Origin of the sequence: Xanthomonas bonasiae (assembly GCF_017163705.1) — a bacterium.
GTDB lineage: Bacteria > Pseudomonadota > Gammaproteobacteria > Xanthomonadales > Xanthomonadaceae > Xanthomonas_A > Xanthomonas_A bonasiae.
Map to the genome: position 1 here is coordinate 1 of NZ_JAFIWB010000024.1, position 17,488 is coordinate 17,488.

A 17,488-nucleotide genomic window follows, 5' to 3' on the forward strand; every position below is an offset into this window, starting at 1 on the left:
GGTGAGGGGGGCGACGGATTCGGCGGGGGCGGTGGTCATAACTGGTTTCTCATCTGGACGAGGAGGCGAATGCGATCGCGGAAGGCGGCGTGTTGCTTGGGCGCTGGCGCCTGCAGCGCCTGTTCGACCTGCGCCGGCGACAGGTTCAGGCGTTCGGCGATGGCCGCGGCCTGGGCGGGACCCTGCAGCGCCGCGGCGAGCGGCGCGCGGCGCCGCAGCCGGGTCAGGAACGCCTGGCGCATCGCCGCGTACAGCAGCGCGGACTTGCCGTAACGGAACAGGTGCTCGCCGCTGGCGCGCACGTGCTCCAGCAGCGAGCGGCGGTCGCCGGCCGGCGAGGCGCGCAGCGGGCCCAAGCGCTGCATGCGCGACCACAGCCAGGCCAGCAGCATCAGCAGCGCCGGCAGCCAGGCCGGCCAGCCGCGGGTGAACAGCGTGCGCCACAGCGACGGCAGTTCGGCGGAGTAGATCAGGTAGATGGTGCCGTGGCCGTAGTTGGGCGCCAGGATCTGCCGCGCCAGCAGGCGATGCGGCACGTCGCGCAGGCCGCCGTTGGGCGGGGCGGGCGGCGCCTCGAGCGCGTCGTCGCCCAGGCGGCTGCCGCCGTTGCTGCCGTTCTGCAGGAAATCCATTTCCGCCAGCAGGTCCACGTGGCCGTCGCCGTACGGCAGGCGCGCGTAGGCGTAGTCCTCGTCGCTGCCCCACAGGTTGCTCGCCGCGTCGTAGTCGACCTGGAAACGGCGGCCGTTGCAGAACTCGCTGTGTTCGGGTTGCCCGGGAATGGCCAGTTTCAGGCAGTGGGCCGGCTTGCCTTTCTCCAGCGCGACATCGAGCGCATCGAAGATCGGCAGCTTGGCGGTGGCGTCGTCCTCGTCGGCCGCCGGCGTGCGCAAGATCAGGTGGCCGCCGCGCTCGACCCAGGCCAGCAGCGCATCGCTGTCGGGCTTGCTCAGCGCGCGCGGGTCGCCGAACAGCAGCACGCTGTCGTGCGGCTGCAGGCGCATCGCCGCCAGGTCCAGGCGCTGCCGCGATTCGGCGCGCGCGCCGTCGGCGCGCAGGGTCTGGCGCAACGCATACAGCGGGTTGTACGCGGCCTCGCCGCGCGGCGGCAACGCCAGCTCGCGTTCGGCGCGTTCGTAGCGGCCCAGGAACCAGGCCACCAGCACGCTGGTCACCAGCAGCCCGAGCAGGAAGATCAGCGCATTGCGGGTGCCGCTGTTCATGCGCGCCACCGGTACTGTTGCTGCAGGTCGTCGAGCAAGCCGGCGAAGGCGTCGTCGTCGGGCAGGCGCCCGGCGTAGGCGGCGTATTGCCAGGTGCGCACCATGCGCGCGAACAGGCTGCGGTCGGCTTCGTCCGGCAGGCGCCTGGAGGCGCGCAGGCATTGCGCCTCGGTGGCGCCCGGCGGCAGCACCAGGTTGGCGCGTTCGCACACGGTCGCCACGCTGGCGCGGTACAGCAGCGCCAGCGCGTCGCGCTGCCTGCCCTCGCGCCACAGCCGGCGCGCGAGGGTGGCGACGTCGTCCGGCAGCGGCTCGGCGGTCAGCACCGGCGCATGCGCCAACGGCGTCTCGACCGGGGCACGCCTGCGCACGCTGCCGCGCATCCACGGCAGCCAGTGCTTGGCGGTCAGCAGCAGCACCAGCACCAGCATGCCGGCCAGCAACCACATGCCCCATTCGCCGACGAACGCGAACACGGCCGCCACGCTCGCCAGCAAGCCCTTGCCGAAGCGCGGATCGAGCTTGGCGGGATCGGCTTTCTTCTCGTCGTCGTCGCTGCGGTCGCGCTTCTTCCAGTAGCCGATGCTGCGCTTGCCCGACAGCAGTGGATCTTCATAGGCGCGGTCTGCCGCGCGATCGAAGCGCGCGTCGGCGGCGGGAACGGTGTTGAAGATGTCGTCGAGCGCGGCCGGCTCGGCCGCGTCATCGTCGGTGTCGGTGTCGGTGTCGGTGTCGTTGTCCTTCTCCGGATCTTTGATGTCGTACGGATCGCTGGCGGCATCGGCATCGGCTTGCGACGGGGCGGTCGCCGGAGCGGGGGGCAGCGCGTGCGGGTCGGTCGCGGCCGGGCCTTCGCTGCCCGGCGCTGCGCTTTGCGCGCGCAGCGCGGCGCCGGGTGCGCCGAGCAGGACCAGCGCCAGCAGCAGCGGCGCGGCGCCGCCCAGCCGATCGCGCAGCCGGCGCAGCGCCATTTCCACGTCCCAGGCTTCGATCTCGGTGCGGCGGTTGAGGTACAGGCCGAAGCCGGCGCCGACGAAGAACGGTTCGATCAGCGTCATCCCCAGCCAGCCGAAGGCATTCAGGCCGATGTCGGCCCAGGCCGGGTTCTCCTCGCCGACCAGCGCCCACGCCGCGCGCACCGTTTCCGGCAGCAGGTCCACCGGCACGAACATCAGAATCGCGGCGATGCAGGCCAGGCACAGCATCAGCTCGAAGTGCCAGCACACGCTGGCCAGCAGCAGCGCGTGTCCGTACACCGCGCCGCCCAGCGTGCGGCGGCGCTGCCGCTGCTGCTCGGCGCTGGCGCCTTCGAGCAGCTCCAGCGGCATGAACACGGTGCGCGCCGGGCTCAGCCGGCGCCAGGTCAGGTAGCCGAACATCGGGCCCCAGCCCCAACGCAGTTGCGCGCGCAAGGTGTCGCGCACGCGCGGCACGTCGCCGAACACGCCGCGCGAGATCACGAACAGCGGGATCCGGTCCAGTACCGGTTTCAGCCACCACAGCAGCAATCCGGCGAGCCAGAGTTGGTCGATCGCCCAGGCACCGAGATTGAGCAGCGCGAACAGCGGCAGGGTGAACAGCAGCCACGGTTTCCAGATCGCGCCGGCATGGCGGCGCACCAGCGCGCTGCCCAGCTCCATCGCCTCCCAGGCCGAGCGCGCGCGCAGCACCACGTCCAGGCGTTCAATCCGCATCGCCGGCCTCCGCCACGCCGCGTCCGCCGCGCCACAGCCACAGCAGCACCAGCGTCCACAGCAGGCCGGACACGCCGTACTTCACCGCCGCCGGCAGCGAGCCGATCGAGGACCAGAACGCCTCGATGAAGGCGGCGACCAGCAGCATGAACGCCACGCCCAGGCACAGCTTGGCGCCGATGGTGCCGCCTTCGACCAACGCGTCGATGCGCCGGCGCCGGCCCGGCGCCAGCAGCTTCAGGCCCAGTTGCAGGCCCGCGCCGCCGGCGATCACGATCGCGGTCAGCTCGAATGGCGCATGCCCGGCGACGAAGCGCCAGAACGTCACGCCGTACCCGATCTGGTGCAGATGCCCGGCCACCGCGCCGATGGTGACGCCGTTGAACAGCAGCACCAGCACCGTGCCGAGCCCGGCCAGCAGGCCGCTGGCGAAGGTGCGCAGGCCGATGCTGATGTTGTTCATGATGTAGGTGCCGAACATCTGCCAGTCGTCGCCGCTGTCGCGGCCGAGCTTGTGCACGGCGGTGGCCGGGTCGTACATCGCCTCCATCTGCGCGATCTGCATGGGATCCATCAAGCCGTGGATCAGTTCCGGCCGGTACTGCAGCAGCACGAAGATGGTGACCAGCGGCACCACGAACAGCGCGGTGGCCGCGGCCATGCAGCCGGCCTGGCTGCGCACCAGCTGCGGGAAATCGGCGAACAGGAACTCGGCCGCGCGCCGCCAGCGCGGCCGCGGCGGCCGGTACAGCTCGGTGTGGCCCTGCTGCATCAGCTGCTGCAGGCGCGCGGTGACCAGCGGGCTGTAGCCGCGCTTGCGCGCCAGCGCCAGCTGCTGGCAGAGGCGCCGGTAGCGGGCCGGCATGTCTTCGTCGGCCAGGCGCCATGCGTCCGCGGCGCTGTCGGGCGCGCTCGCGTCCGCGTTCGCGGGGCGCTTGCGTCCGCGCGTGTGCAGCCAGGTCTCGAAGGCCTCCCACTCGTGCTGGTGACGGGCGATGAACTGCTCCTGCCTCATCGCCGCCCCAGCAGCCAGTTGGCCATCGCATACAGCCGCAGCACGCCGGCCTGGCCGGGCGTGTGCGTCAACGGCAGCGCCAGCGTGGCCAGTTCCAGCTGCCGCGCCGGCGCCAGCCGCGGCGCGCGCTCGGCGAAGGCGATCAACGCCGCCTGCTCGGCCGGCAGCAACACCAGCGGCGGCGCCACGGCGCTGGCGATCGGTGGCAGTCCGGTCTCGTGGCGCGGCGGCTGGTGGATCACCAGGGTGCCGGCGACCATGTCTCCCAGGCGCCGCGCGTGCACATCGAACAGGCAGGCGATCAGGCCGACGGCGTAGCCGAACGGCAGCATGTCCACGGTGCGCAGCAGGTTGCGGGTGATCGCGGCCATCCATCCGGCCGGCGCGCCGTCGCGCGAGACCACGCGCAGGCCCAGCGCCTTCTTGCCCAGGGTCTGCCCGAACCAGCCTTCGAGCACGATCGGATAGGCCCAGAACACCAGGAACATCGCCACCAGGTACAGGCCCTGGCCGAAACCGCCGAGCGCACCGAGCAGCAGGCCCATCAGGGTCAGCACGCCGAAGCGCACCGCCAGGTCGATCAGCCACGCCAGCGCGCGCGGCACCGCGCCGGCGGCCGGCAGATGCAACGGCACGCCTTCGGGCGTGATCACTTCACGGTAGGTATCGAGCATGCCGCTCACTGCCGGGGTGCGGCGTGGCGCGCATGCGTGCCTGCGATGTAGGGAGGCCGTCCTTCCGTCCGGCCGGCTGCCTGTGGCGGCATGCGTGATCTCGACTGCGTCCTGCTCCGAACCGCGACTTTAGCCGGCGCGGCGCCAATTGCCCAGCCGGGCGCCGTGGTCGGCGCCGGAAAGTCCTCACGCGATGACGACGGCGGCGCGGCAAGCGTGCCGCGCAGGCCGCTCAACGCACCGTGCCGCCGTCGCGCTTGCGCCCGGAGAACAGCTTGCCGATCCCGCCGACCAGCGCCATCAGCCCCAGCGCCACCAGCTTCCACGCCTTGGCCAGGATCAGGCCGAGCTTGGCGAACAGGCCGGCCTTGGCCGCCAGGCCGCCGCCGATCAGCGTGGCCAGGCCGTAGCTGGCGATCTTGTCGGTGGACGGGTTGTGGTCGGCGTAGCGCGCGCCGCTGTCGAACTCGGCCATCGGCAGCAGTTGCTGCATGCCTGCACGGACCTGCGGCAGTTCGTCCATGCCGGCGATCGCGTTGAGGCTCAGGTAGCCGTGGCGGCCGAGCACGCGGATGTCGTAGTTGAGGGTGTGGCCTTCGTTGCCCTGGAACGCCAGTTCGCGGGCCCAGTACAGCTTCTTGGTCGCGGCGTCGTAGCGCGGCGGCACCGCCCAGCCCACCAGGTCCACGCTCTCGTAGCCGGCTTCCTTGCGCTGCGTGTTCTCCTCGCGGGTTTCCTTCTGCATGTCCGCGAGCATGTCCTGGTAGTCGATCTTGCTGGCGTCCTCGTCGGACACGTAGCCGTCGTCGGCATAGGTGACTACCACCGCCCAGCTGCCCTTCTCGTCCAGCGCAGGCTGGCGCGGCACGATCAGGCCCAGCACGGTGTCGTCCGGCGGGTTGCCCCAGTACGCCTCCAGCACCTGCCGCGCATCGTCCTTGCCCAGGTAGCGGAAATCGTGGTTCAGGTCGAAATGCACCTTGGCCTGCGGCACCTCGATGTGCCCATCCTGGAAATGCAGCGAGGCGACGAACTGCTCGGCGGTCATGCCGTCCTCGCCGTGCGCTTCCTCGGCCATGGCCGATCCGGCGCTGGCGCCCAGCGCAAGCAGGAAAGCGGCCAGCAGGCCGCGCAGCGGAAGTGTCTTGGTCATCGCGAATCCATTCGGTGGCGTCCCCACGCCAGAGGCGCGCAGTGTCGCGCAAAGCGCCACGCCGCGCCAGTCGTCCGCGCCGATCAGGCGCGCGCTGCGGGCGCGTGGCCGATGCCGGCGTCGAAGGCGGCCAGCAGCTGCGCGCCGGCTGGCCACTCGCCCAGGCCGCTGGCCGCATTGAGATGTCCCAGGCCGTCGAGTTCGACCAGTCCGCTGCCCCAGTCGCGTGCGCGGCGGCGGCTGTAGGGCGGTGTCGCATACGGATCGTCGCTGCTGGCCACGATCAGGCTGCGGAACGGCAGCGGCGCCGTCGGCACCGGGACGAAGCTGGCGGCCTGCGCATGCGGAAACGCCGCGCTGTCCGGATCGGGGACTGCGACCAGCAAGGCGCCGCGCGGCAACCGTTGCGCGCGCGCCGCCCAGTGCGCGACCAGCAGGCAGCCCAGGCTGTGCGCGACCAGTAGCGGCGGCGTGGCGCAGTCCTGCACGCAACGGTCGAGCGCGTGCAGCCAATCGCGCAGCTGCGGTTGCGCGAATGAACTGGGCTGCAGCCGCCGCATGTGCGCGTTGCGCCGTTGCCAATGCGTCTGCCAGTGCCCCGGTCCCGAGTCGCCGATGCCCGGCACGATCACCACCGCTCGCATGCGCTACGCTCCGTTCGAGAGAGCGGCCAGTGTCGCGATGCGTGCGTCGCCGCGCCATGGCGATTCATCGCCATACGCGGCGTTTTGCCGATGAATCCAAGGTGCACGAAGAGAGGACGAGCGGCGTGGCAGCGAAACCCTGGCAGGGCGATGCCCTGGATCACGCGATTCTGGAGGCCTTGCAGTGCGACGGGCGCATCGCGTTGGCGGAGCTGGGCCGGCGCATCGGCCTGTCGCAGCCGGCGATGTCCGAGCGCGTGCGCCGGCTCGAGGAGCAGGGCGTGATCACCGGTTACGCGGCCCGGGTCGATCCGCGGGTGGTGGGCCTGGCGACCGCGGCCATCGTCCGCCTGCGCACCACGCATGCGCAGATCGGCGCGTGCCTGGAGCAGTTCGCGCAGATGCCGCAGGTGCTGGAAGTGCATCGGGTCACCGGCGAGGACTGCTTCGTGCTGCGGGTGCTGGTGCCCGCGCCGGCGCAGCTGGAGCCGATCATCGATGCGTTGGCGCGGTTCGGCGCGGTGACCACCAGCGTGGTGTTGCGCAGCGAGGCGCCGCGCCCGATCGGCCGCGCCTTGCTGGCGTTGGCGGCAGAGTAGCTACGGCGCCACGCGCGACGTCTGCGCCTACTGCGGCGCCTGCGCGGCCGCGTCCAGGTAACGGTCTTTCAGGCGCACGTAGTGCTGCGCGGAGTAGTGCAGGCTCTCGACCTCCTTGTCGCTGAGCGTGCGCGCCAGCCGCGCCGGATTGCCCAGCCACAGTTCGCGCTCGCCGACCGTCTTGCCCGGCCCGACCACCGCGCCGGCGCCGACGAAGCCGTATTTCTTCACCGTGGCGCCGTCGAGGATGCACGCGCCCATGCCGATCAGGCACAGGTCCTCGATGGTGCAGGCGTGGATGATGCAGCCATGGCCCACGGTCACGTCGGTCCCGATCAGGGTCGGATAGCCGGCGGTGTTGAACGGGCTGTGGTGGCTGACGTGGATGATGGTGCCGTCCTGGATGTTGCTGCGCGCGCCGATGCGCACGTGGTTGACGTCGCCGCGGATCACCGTGCCCGGCCAGACCGACACGTCCTCGTCCAGCACCACGTCGCCGATGAGGGTGCAGGCCGGGTCCACGTAGACGCGTGCGCCGAGCTGCGGCGTCTTGTCCAGAAACGGGCGGATCGGGTTCACGGCATTCTCCGGCGGCGGCGGCGGGGGGCATGCGCCTGGCTGCGGCGCGGTCGTCGATGATAGCGCCTGGCCACGCCGCGCCTGCCGCGACGCAGGCCCGCTCTGGCCGGAACAAGGCATGGCGGAGCAGCGCCCGGACGCCAGGCGCCAGCGGCCGACCATCGAAGCAAATCCGGGTTTTGTTCGATAAACGCACATTACATCGATATTCGCACTTGAATGGTGCAGTGCGATAAAACTAGCGTTGCCTCCTGTTCCAGCGTTCCATCCCTGACGCGGCGAGGGCGGCACTTGCGTGCCGAGGTCGGGTGCAGGGGATGACCGCCGGGAGTGCGCGCCGCGTGGCGGCGCCGATCAACGTCCTTGTGCGGAGATGTGTCCCATGCGTCGTAGCTTGTCCGGGTGTGCGCTGCTGGCCGCAGCGGTGGTGCCGCCGTGCGTGTCCGCCTACCAGGCCGAGCCGCTGCCTGCGGCACTGAGCGTGCTCACCGTGGACCGCTATGCCGACGACACCGCGCCGGGCTCGCTGCGCTGGGCGATCGCCACCGCCAACCTGGCGCCGGGCCGCCATCGCATCGAGATCGCCGCGGTGGGCCGGCCGCCGTACGTGATCCGGCCGGCGTCGCCGCTGCCGGAGATCAGGGGGCCGGTGCAGATCGTCGGCACTGCGCGCGACGTGGACGGGCAGTACATCGCCATCGACGGTTCGGCCTATGTGCGCGGCAAGGGCACCGAGGCGTGCCCCGGCGCGGAGAAGGGCCAGTTCGGCGCCAACGTGCGCACCACCACGCTGCCCGGGCTGGTGCTGCGCGATACCCAGGGCGTGGAACTGAGCGGCCTGGAGATCCGCAACTTCTGCATCGGCGTGCTGATCAACCGCGCCAGCGGCAACGAACTCCACGACAACCGCATCGTCGCCAACAAGGGCGGCGCCGGGGTGATGCTGACCGGCGACGACGGCAGCGGCCAGTCCACCGCCACCAGCACCGTGCACAACCGCATCGTGCGCAACGAGTTCCTCGACAACGGCGACGGGCTGGAGCTGACCCGCGGCGCCGCATGGAACCTGGTGGCCGACAACCTGTTCCGCTCCACCGACGCCAACCCGGAGCCGTCGCAGGGCATCGAGATCCTGTGGGGCAACGACAACAGCGTGCTGCGCAACCGCTTCGAGAACTACTCCGACGGGCTGCAGATCAACTGGGGCAATCGCAACACCATCGCCGCCAATACCTTCACCGGCAATTCGATCGGGGTCAGCATCAGCGGCCGCGGCAACGTCGTCGACGGCAACACCCTCAGCGGCAACGGCATCGGCATCGCGGTCCGCCCGCAGCCGCGCAGCGAGGCCAACCGCTTCACCGCCAACCTGCTGTCCGGCAACGGCCTGAAGATCGAGCGCTGCCAGGCCGGCGGCGCCTGCGTGCCGGGGCAGCCGCGCGGCGCGATCGTGTTCGGCGTGCCCGGCCTGGAACACGCCAGCTTCGTCGGCTCGCGCGGGATCGGCGTGGACACCGACGCGTCCAAGCGCGCCAGGATCTGCGCCGCGGGCGAGAGCGCGGACTGCCAGCCGGCGCCCAACCATGGCCAGGCGCCGCCGCGGCTGCTGGCAGTGAGCGGCCAGCGCGAACTGCAGGGCGAGTTCGCCGGCACCCCGCGCAGCCGCTACACGGTGGAGCTGTTCGGCAACCGCGACGCCGGCAGCGACGAGGCCGAACGCTACCTCGGCCGGCTCGACGCGGTGGTGGATGGCGACGGCCATGCACGCTTCCGCTATCGCCTGCCGCCGGACAGCGCCGAGCTGGCCAATCTCACCGCCACTGTCACCAGCGCCGACGGCGCGACCTCGCCGCTGAGCGCGCCGCTGGCGTTGCCGCGTTGAGCGCCATGACCCTGCTTCCGCCCAGCAAGAGTGTCCGCATGTCCGCATCGCCGCCTCCATCCCGCCTGCTGCTCGTCGCCGTGCTGCTGGCGCTGCCCGCCGCGGCCGCCGCGCAGTCCGCAGCCAACGCCTACGCCGGCAACACCCTCACCGGCGATTGGGGCGGCACGCGCAGCGCCTGGGCTGCGAACGGGGTCAGCGTCCGCGGCGACTACGTCGGCGAAGCGCTGGGCGTGACCGACGGCGGCTACGGCCGCACTGGCGCGCGCTATGCGCAGCAGGTGCGGCTGGGGCTGGACCTGGACATGGGCAAGCTGGCCGGCTGGGAGGGCGGCACCTTCCGCTTCACCCTCAACGACCGCCGCGGCCGCAGCACGTCGGTGGACCTGATCGGCAACCGCTTCCCGGTGCAGGAGGCCTATGGCGGCCAGTACACGCGCCTGTCCGAATTCAGCTACGACCAGAAGTTCGCCAGCGGCACCTACCTCAAGCTCGGCTACTACGCGATGGGCAACCAGTTCGGCCTGCTCGGCGCCGGCACCAGTTTCGTCAATGCCGCGTTCTGCGCGCATCCGCTGGCGATGTCCGGCAACAGCGGCTGGTACAACTATCCGGTCGCGCGCTGGGGCGGCGAAGTGGCGCAGCAAATGAGCCCGGCGCTGAACCTGCGCGTGGGCGGCTTCCAGGTCAATCCGAACCTGGCCGGCGACAACGTGCACAACGCGTTCCGCCCGTTCGTCGGCGGCACCACCGGCACGCTGTTTCCGGTCGAGCTGACCTGGACCCCGGGCAAGGGCACGCGCCATGCCGGCGTGTACAAGCTCGGCGGCTATTACGATTCCTCGCGCGTGGCGCGCAAGGGCCTGGACAGCAGCGACACCACCGGCCGCCATGGCGCCTACCTGCTGGCCGAGCAGAAGCTGTACAGCGAGGCGGCCGATCCGGCGCGCGGCTTCAGCGTGTTCGGCGAATACATGCAGTCCGACCGCGCCACCGCGCAGATCCGCCGCTGGTACGCGCTGGGCGGCATCTACCAGGGCATCGGCGCGCGCAGCCAGGACCGCATCGCGCTGGGCTATGTCGGCGGCGACATCAACCGCACGCTGGTGGATGCGCGCCGCGCGTCGCTGGCGGACGCCGGGGTGCCGGCGGATTCGCCGCTGTACGCGTTGAGCGGGGCGGAGGAACTGTACGAGCTGTCCTACAGCGCCCAGATCACGCCGTGGCTGATGCTGCGCCCGGATGTGCAGTACGTGGTCAATCCCGGCACCTTCTCCTACCGCCAGACCGACAACGCCTGGGTGGTCGGCCTGCAGGCCAAGGTCACGTTCTGATGCGTGCCGGCGCTTTCCGGCGCGCCGCGCTGCGCGCTCCGTCGTTTCCACGAGGTGTTCCGATGACCATGTCCCTGTCGCGCGTTTTCGTTGCCGCCCTGGCCGGCGTGTTGCTGCTGGCCGCACTGCCGGTGTCGGCGCAGTCCGCTGCGGCGGCAACGCCGTTGCCGGCGACCAAGGTGCTGGACGTGCGCGGTGTGCGCATCGGCGAGGGCGCGCCCAAGACCATCGTGCCGATCACCGCCACCACGGCCGACGAGGCGCTGGCGCAGGCCGCGCGCATCGCCGCCAACGCCGATACCGATATCGCAGAGTGGCGCATCGATTACCTGGACAACGCGCTCGACGGCAAGGCGCTGGCGCGGCTGGGGCCGCAGGTCGCCAGGGCCCTGCACGGCAAGCCGCTGCTGCTGACCTTCCGCACCAAGGCCGAGGGTGGCGCCAGGCCGATCGCCGATGCCGACTACGGCACGCTCTATGCGACGCTGCTGCAGGCCCGCTTCGCCGACCTGCTGGACGTGGAGATGTTCCGCGATGCGGCGGTGGTGCAGGCGCTGGTCGCGCAGGCGCACGCGGCCGGCGTGTCCGTGGTCATGTCCAGCCACGACTTCCAGCGCACGCCCGACACCGCCGAGATCGTCGCGCGCCTGCAGCGCCAGCAGGCGCTGGGCGCGGACGTGCTGAAGATCGCGGTGATGCCGCACGACGCCGGCGACGTGCTCAAGCTGCTCGACGCGACCTGGCAGCTGCGCCGCAGCAGCGACCGTCCGCTGCTGACCATGGCGATGGGCGGCACCGGCGTGGTCTCGCGCCTGTCCGGCGAGACCTTCGGCCAGGCGATGACCTTCGGCATGCTCGGCAAGGCGTCCGCGCCGGGGCAGGTCGAGGTCGGCCGCCTGCGCGAAGTGCTCGACACGATCCACCAGGCCGCCAGCGCCGCGCGCTGAGCCGGCGCCGCCACCCAGGAATCCCGCCATGAGCCATGCCGCCGCCGCGCCTTCCTCCGTCGTGCTCGAACGCATGAGCGGCTTCCAGTGGGTCGCCATCGCGATCTGCGTGCTGCTCAACATGCTCGACGGCTTCGACGTGATGGTGATGGCATTCACCGCGCCGCACATCTCCGGCGACTGGCAGCTGTCGGGCAAGGCGCTGGGGCTGCTGCTCAGCGCCGGCCTGGTCGGGATGGCGGTGGGGTCGCTGTTCCTGGCGCCGCTGGCCGACCGCATCGGCCGGCGCGCGGTGATCCTGTGGTGCCTGGGCATCCTGACCGCCGGCATGGGCCTGTCGGTGCTGGCGCAGGGGCCGTGGCAACTCGGGCTGCTGCGCGTGTTCACCGGCGTCGGCATCGGCGGCATGCTGGCCAGCGTCGGCGTGATCACCGCCGAGTACGCCGACGCCAAGTGGCGCAGCACCGCGGTGGCGCTGCAGGCGACCGGCTATCCGATCGGCGCCACCCTGGGCGGGCTGATCGCCGCATTCGTGCTCGAGCGCTGGAGCTGGCATGCGGTGTTCCTGCTCGGCGCGGCGGCCTCGCTGCTGTGCGTGCCGCTGGTGCTGCGCTGGCTGCCGGAATCGCTGGACTTCCTGGTGACGCGGCGCCCGCCCGGCGCGCTGGCCCGGCTCAATGCGCTGTTGGCGCGGATGCGGATGGCGCCGCTGGCCGCACTGCCGCCGCTGGCGGTGCGCGCCAGCGGCGACAAGCAGGGCTACGCGGCGCTGTTCGTCGGCCCGCTGCGGCGGCCGGCGCTGCTGATCGCGCTGGCGTTCTTCCTGCATATGTTCGCGTTCTATTTCGTGCTGAGCTGGACGCCGAAATTGCTGGTGGCCGCTGGCGTTTCGGCGCAGCAGGGCATCACCGGCGGGGTGCTGCTGAACCTGGGCGGCATCGTCGGCGGCAGCCTGTTCGGCTGGTTGGCGTCGCGCCTGCCGCTGTCGCGCCTGACCAGCGTCAGCCTGTTGCTGGCCGGATTGGGCATGGTGCTGTTCGCCGGCTTCAACACCCGGCTCGGTATCGCCTTCCCGGTGGCGTTCGTGATCGGCGCGGCGCTGTTCGCGGCGATGGCCGGTCTGTACGCCACCGCGCCGGCGGTGTTCGCGCCGCAGGTGCGCAGCACCGGGCTGGGTTGGGCGATCGGCATCGGCCGGCTCGGCGCGATCCTGTCGCCGCTGACGGTGGGCCTGCTGGTCGATCGCGGTTGGTCGCCGTCGACGCTGTACGTGGTCTGCGCGGCGCCGCTGCTGCTGGCGGCCATGGTCTGCGCGATGCTGCAACGCAGCGCGCGCTGAGCCGGGCGCCGGCGCGCAGCGAGAAGGCACGAGGACGCGGCCGCCGAATGCTGCAATGCAGCTTGCGATAATACTTATGATCAATAACTATTATTGAAAGTAACAGAAGCGTGCGGCCCCCAATCCGGGTGCCGGCGCGGGACGGATCGGAACAGGGCGCTCGGCGCCGTTGCGAAGCCGCGATATCCATGGCGTGTGGTCGGATCCGGGAGGATGCGTCGTATGCAGCAGCGAGGCAGTGCGTCGTTCTTGCCGGCCGTGCCGGCGCCCGCAGCGCGGGCCGCGCACGGTGCCGCTGCGCCGTGCGGCGGTGCGCCGGCGCCGGCCGAGCCCGGCGAACGCCTGCGCTATGCTGTGCGCACCGCTTCCCCTGCACGGCGCACCGCCCTTGAGCAACACGCAACTTCCCGACAGCAGCGCACCGGCCGAATCGATCGACCAGGCCCGGCTGACCCGGCTGCTCGGCTTCCGGCTGACCCGGACCGAATTGCAGATCCGGCGGATGTTCCTGGAGTGCGTGCGCGACTACGACCTGAAGCCGGTCGACTTCTCGGTGCTGGTGCTGGTGGATGCGAACAGCGGCGCCAACCAGCGCCAGCTCGCCGAAGTGCTGGATGTCTCCCCGCCCAACCTGGCGATCGTGATCGCGCGGCTGATCAAGCGCCGGCTGCTGCGCCAGGTGCGCGGACGCCAGGACCGGCGCATGCAGCATCTGCATCTGACCGCGACCGGCAAGGCATTGCTGGACGAGGCCGAGGCGGCGGTGCAGCGGATGGAAGCGCAACTGCTAGACGCGCTGGGCGCGTCCGCAGGGCGCTCGCTGCTGCGTGCGCTCGACCTGCTCGGCAGGATCGCACCGACGACCTGATCCTCGCGGCGCCTGCGCGCCGCTCCGCCGCATCCCGCTCCACGCCGCCGGATTCCCCGGCCGGCGCGTGCAGCGCGTGCGGCGTTCGTCTCCCCCCCGCGCTCGGCCGTTCCATCCTGTCCAGGAGAACCCTCGCCGTGAGTCGCATGCCCGTCGCTGTCACCGCAATGCCGCGTCCGCGGCACCTCGCCTTCGCCCTCCTGCTCTCGCTCGCCGCTACCCCGGCCTGGGCGCAGAGCGTGCCGCAGACCGTGCAGCTGACCAACGGGCTGAACACCGGCGGCACCAGTTTCCTGGATGGCTTCACCCGCACCGAGCCAGGCTGGGCGATCGTGCAGTACGCACGCTATACGCATCTGGATGCGATCGAAGACGCGCACGGCGACGACGTGCCGGCGTTCCGCGGCACCGACATCGGCTCCACGCTGCTGCTGACCCAGTTCGCCTACGCGACGCGGTACAAGCTGTTCGGCGGCGTGTTCGGCCTCAACGCGCTGGTGCCGCTGGTCAATCTCGACGCCGCGTTCGCGGCCGACAGCCCGGCACGGCTGCGCGACAACGGCTTCGGCCTCGGCGACATCACCTTCGGTCCGTATCTGCAGATGCTGCCGACGATCCGCGACGGGCGGCCGGTGTTCGTCCAGCGCTTCGAGTTCGACGCGATCGCGCCGGTCGGGAAATTCGATCGCGACCGCGATCTCAACCAGAGCTCGGGCTATTGGTCGCTGATCCCGAGCTGGGCGTTCACCGTGTTGCCCACGCCGCAGTGGGAACTCAGCGCGCGCCTGAACTACGTCTACAACTTCCGCGCCGACAAGGCCGCCAACCCACCGCAACTGGACGGTTTCACGTTCCGCAACGGCCAGGCCGGCGATGCGTTCTGGGTCAACTTCGCCAGTTCCTACGCGCTGACGCCCGCGTTCCGGCTGGGCGTGAACGGCTACTACCTCAAGCAGCTGCGCGACAACCGCACCAATGGCGAGCGCGTGGCCGACACCAAGCAGAGCCAGTTCTATCTCGGCCCCGGCGCGTCGTGGCGGATCGATGCGCACAACATGCTCAACGCCAATCTGTACCTGCCGGTGGAGGTGAAGAACGCCGCCTCCGGCAACAACGTCAACTTCCAGTACGTCCACGTGTTCTGAACCGGATTTCGCTCTCATGAACCTGCACAACAAGACCCTCGTAGTGACCGGCGTGGCCTCGGGCATCGGCGGCGAAGTGGCGCGGCTGGCACGCTTCCACGGCGCACGCGTGATCGGCGTGGACCGCAATCCGGTCAACATGACGCTGGACGGTTTCCACCAGGCCGACCTCGGCGATCCGGCCGCGATCGATGCGCTGGTCGCGCACTTGCCCGAACGCATCGACGCGCTGGCCAACATCGCCGGCGTGCCAGGCACCGCGCCGGTGGAGCTGGTGGCGAAGGTGAACTACCTGGGCCTGCGCCATCTCAGCCAGGCGCTGCTGCCGCGCATCGCCGCCGGCGGCAGCATCGTCAACGTCGCCTCGATCCTCGGCGCGGAATGGCCGCAGCGGCTTGACCTGCATCGCGCATTGGCGCAGACCCCCGACTACGCCGCCGGCGAGCGCTGGCTGCAGGCGCATCCGGTGGCGCAGGCCACCTGCTACCAGTACTTCAAGGAAGCGCTGATCGTGTGGAGCGCGCTGCGTTCGCAGGACTGGTTCGCCGGCCACGACGTGCGCGTCAACAGCGTCGCGCCCGGCCCGGTGTTCACGCCGATCCTGGGCGATTTCGTGGCGATGCTCGGGCCGGAGCGGGTCCAGGCCGATGCGGGCAAGATGAAGCGCCCGGCCTATGCCGACGAGGTCGCCGAGGCGATCGTGTTCCTCGCCTCCGATGCCGCGCGCTGGATCAACGGCGTCAACCTGCCGGTGGATGGCGGCCTGGCCGCCACCGCGATCTGAACCTTCGTTCTCCCGTCCCTTTTCCGAGACCACGCACCATGAACAACCCCAGCACTCCCCTGGCCCTTGCCGCGACCTGGCAGGGCGCGCTGTTCGACGGCGACTGGATCGCCGCGGCCGACACCCTCGAGGTGATCGAACCGGGATCCGGCCAGCCGCTGTATTCGGTCGGCAAGGCCGGGCCGGCCGAGGTCGGCGCCGCGGTGGCGAAGGCGCGCGCGGCGCAGCGCGCCTGGGCCGCGACGCCGCCGCGCGAGCGTGCCGCGGTGTTCCATCGCGCCGCGGCGATCCTGCAGGAACAGGCGGCCGCGGCCGCGGCGCTGATCGCGCGCGAGACCGGCGGCATCCTGGCCAAGGGCGAGCACGAAGTGCGCGAGGCGATCGTGCTGCTGCAGCGCGCCGCGGCGATGCCGTTGCACGCCAGCGGGCAGGTGCTGCCGAGCGCGCCGGGCCGCTTGAGCCTGGCGCGGCAGCTGCCGCTGGGCGTGATCGGGGTGATCTCGCCGTTCAATTTCCCGCTGGTGCTGTCGTTGCGCTCGGTGGCGCCGGCGCTGGCGGTCGGCAACGCGGTGGTGCTCAAGCCCGATCCGCGGACGCCGTATGCCGGCGGCTTCGTCATCGCCGAGGTGCTGGCCGCGGCCGGCCTGCCCAAGGGCCTGCTGCACGTGCTGCCCGGCGGCGCCGATGCCGGCCAGGCGCTGGTCGAGGCGCCCGGCGTGCCGATGATCGCGTTCACCGGTTCCACCGCGGCCGGCCGCAAGATCGGCGAGCTGGCCGGCAGGCACCTGAAGAAGGTCTCGCTGGAACTGGGCGGCAAGAACGCGCTGATCGTGCTGGAGGACGCCGACCTGGAGCGCGCGGTCTCGGCGATCGCGTTCGGCGCCTACTTCCACCAGGGCCAGATCTGCATGGCCACCGGCCGCGTGCTGGTCCAGCGCGGCATCGCCGCCGAGTTGACCCGGCGCCTGGCCGAGAAGGCGCGGCACCTGCCGGTCGGCGATCCGGCCAGCGGCCAGGTCGCGCTCGGGCCGATCATCGACCGGCGCCAGCTGCAGAACGTGGTGGACATCGTCGCCGCCTCGGTGGCGGCCGGCGCGGTGGTCGAGGCCGGCGGCAGTCACGAGGGCCTGTTCTACGCGCCGACCGTGCTGTCCAACGTGCAGCCGGGCATGCGCGCGTTCGAGGAGGAGGTGTTCGGACCGGTCGCCAACATCATCGTGTTCGACAGCGACGACGAGGCGGTGGCATTGGCCAACCGCACCGAGTACGGCCTGTCGGCCGGAGTGATCTCGGCCTCGGTCGGCCGCGCGCTGGCGATCGGCGAGCGCCTGCACACCGGTTTGCTGCACATCAACGACCAGACTGTGGCGGACGAGGTGGTCAACCCGTTCGGCGGCACCGGCGCCTCCGGCAACGGCACCAGCGTCGGCGGCCCGGCCGACTGGGAGCAGTACACCCACTGGCAGTGGGTCACGATCCAGGATGCGGTGCCGCAGTACCCGTACTGAGCGCCATGCTTAAGCCCCTCTCCCACCGGGAGAGGGGTTGGGGGCGCCGCAGGAAATCCACAGAAGCCGCCATGACGAACGCGTCGCCACGCGTCAGCCA

Annotated in this window: 16 protein-coding genes; 9 read left to right on the forward strand and 7 right to left on the reverse strand. The window is 71.0% G+C overall.

All coding sequences use genetic code 11. The features are described from left to right. Positions 1 to 35: 35 nt before the first annotated feature. From JR064_RS17420 to JR064_RS17445, 6 genes are all read right to left on the reverse strand, one after another. Positions 36 to 1,223 carry a DUF4350 domain-containing protein gene (locus JR064_RS17420; protein ID WP_206230578.1) on the reverse strand — a complete coding sequence of 396 codons (1,188 nt, stop codon included), beginning with the start codon at positions 1,221 to 1,223 and terminating at the stop codon, positions 36 to 38. Next, entirely contained in the window at positions 1,220 to 2,917 is a 1,698-nt protein-coding gene (locus JR064_RS17425) for a DUF4129 domain-containing protein (RefSeq protein ID WP_206230579.1), read from the reverse strand. Before JR064_RS17425 ends, JR064_RS17420 begins: the two co-directional genes overlap by 4 nt. Then, positions 2,907 to 3,932 (reverse strand): stage II sporulation protein M, encoded by a 1,026-nt coding sequence (locus tag JR064_RS17430; protein ID WP_179570966.1) that lies wholly within the window; start codon positions 3,930 to 3,932, stop codon positions 2,907 to 2,909. Before JR064_RS17430 ends, JR064_RS17425 begins: the two co-directional genes overlap by 11 nt. After that, positions 3,929 to 4,606 (reverse strand): RDD family protein, encoded by a 678-nt coding sequence (locus tag JR064_RS17435; protein WP_206230580.1) that lies wholly within the window; start codon positions 4,604 to 4,606, stop codon positions 3,929 to 3,931. The genes JR064_RS17430 and JR064_RS17435 overlap by 4 nt, the downstream gene beginning before the upstream one ends. Positions 4,607 to 4,838: 232 nt before the next feature. After that, positions 4,839 to 5,759 carry a DUF2167 domain-containing protein gene (locus JR064_RS17440; protein WP_206230581.1) on the reverse strand — a complete coding sequence of 307 codons (921 nt, stop codon included), beginning with the start codon at positions 5,757 to 5,759 and terminating at the stop codon, positions 4,839 to 4,841. Positions 5,760 to 5,842: 83 nt separating this feature from the next. Further along, positions 5,843 to 6,403 (reverse strand): RBBP9/YdeN family alpha/beta hydrolase, encoded by a 561-nt coding sequence (locus JR064_RS17445; RefSeq protein WP_206230582.1) that lies wholly within the window; start codon positions 6,401 to 6,403, stop codon positions 5,843 to 5,845. Positions 6,404 to 6,528: 125 nt separating this feature from the next. On the opposite strand from JR064_RS17445, the gene JR064_RS17450 reads away from it, so the two are divergent. Then, positions 6,529 to 7,002 carry an Lrp/AsnC family transcriptional regulator gene (locus JR064_RS17450; RefSeq protein WP_179570962.1) on the forward strand — a complete coding sequence of 158 codons (474 nt, stop codon included), beginning with the start codon at positions 6,529 to 6,531 and terminating at the stop codon, positions 7,000 to 7,002. Positions 7,003 to 7,029: 27 nt separating this feature from the next. Here the strand turns inward: JR064_RS17450 and JR064_RS17455 are convergent, their stop codons facing one another. After that, positions 7,030 to 7,581: a gamma carbonic anhydrase family protein gene (locus tag JR064_RS17455; RefSeq protein ID WP_191825849.1), complete on the reverse strand. Its 552-nt coding sequence runs from the start codon at positions 7,579 to 7,581 to the stop codon at positions 7,030 to 7,032. A gap of 382 nt (positions 7,582 to 7,963) precedes the next feature. Here JR064_RS17455 and JR064_RS17460 point away from each other — a divergent pair, with 382 nt between their 5' ends. The 8 genes from JR064_RS17460 (at position 7,964) to JR064_RS17495 (ending at position 17,388) form a co-directional block, all read left to right on the forward strand. Then, positions 7,964 to 9,463 (forward strand): right-handed parallel beta-helix repeat-containing protein, encoded by a 1,500-nt coding sequence (locus JR064_RS17460; protein ID WP_206230583.1) that lies wholly within the window; start codon positions 7,964 to 7,966, stop codon positions 9,461 to 9,463. Between the two features lie 38 nt (positions 9,464 to 9,501). Further along, positions 9,502 to 10,797: a carbohydrate porin gene (locus JR064_RS17465; RefSeq protein ID WP_206230584.1), complete on the forward strand. Its 1,296-nt coding sequence runs from the start codon at positions 9,502 to 9,504 to the stop codon at positions 10,795 to 10,797. 62 nt (positions 10,798 to 10,859) lie between these two features. Further along, positions 10,860 to 11,744: a type I 3-dehydroquinate dehydratase gene (aroD, locus tag JR064_RS17470; RefSeq protein ID WP_241093147.1), complete on the forward strand. Its 885-nt coding sequence runs from the start codon at positions 10,860 to 10,862 to the stop codon at positions 11,742 to 11,744. Positions 11,745 to 11,772: 28 nt separating this feature from the next. Further along, entirely contained in the window at positions 11,773 to 13,083 is a 1,311-nt protein-coding gene (locus tag JR064_RS17475) for an MFS transporter (protein ID WP_206230585.1), read from the forward strand. 349 nt (positions 13,084 to 13,432) lie between these two features. Continuing rightward, positions 13,433 to 13,951, forward strand: coding sequence for a MarR family winged helix-turn-helix transcriptional regulator (locus JR064_RS17480; RefSeq protein WP_179570957.1), 519 nt, complete (start codon positions 13,433 to 13,435; stop codon positions 13,949 to 13,951). 146 nt (positions 13,952 to 14,097) lie between these two features. Beyond that, positions 14,098 to 15,096 (forward strand): SphA family protein, encoded by a 999-nt coding sequence (locus JR064_RS17485; RefSeq protein ID WP_206230629.1) that lies wholly within the window; start codon positions 14,098 to 14,100, stop codon positions 15,094 to 15,096. Positions 15,097 to 15,112: 16 nt separating this feature from the next. Beyond that, positions 15,113 to 15,880, forward strand: coding sequence for a coniferyl-alcohol dehydrogenase (locus tag JR064_RS17490; RefSeq protein WP_191825845.1), 768 nt, complete (start codon positions 15,113 to 15,115; stop codon positions 15,878 to 15,880). 38 nt (positions 15,881 to 15,918) lie between these two features. Next, a complete protein-coding gene (locus JR064_RS17495; RefSeq protein WP_191825844.1) occupies positions 15,919 to 17,388 on the forward strand; it encodes a benzaldehyde dehydrogenase in 1,470 nt (489 codons plus the stop codon). Positions 17,389 to 17,488: the final 100 nt, after the last annotated feature.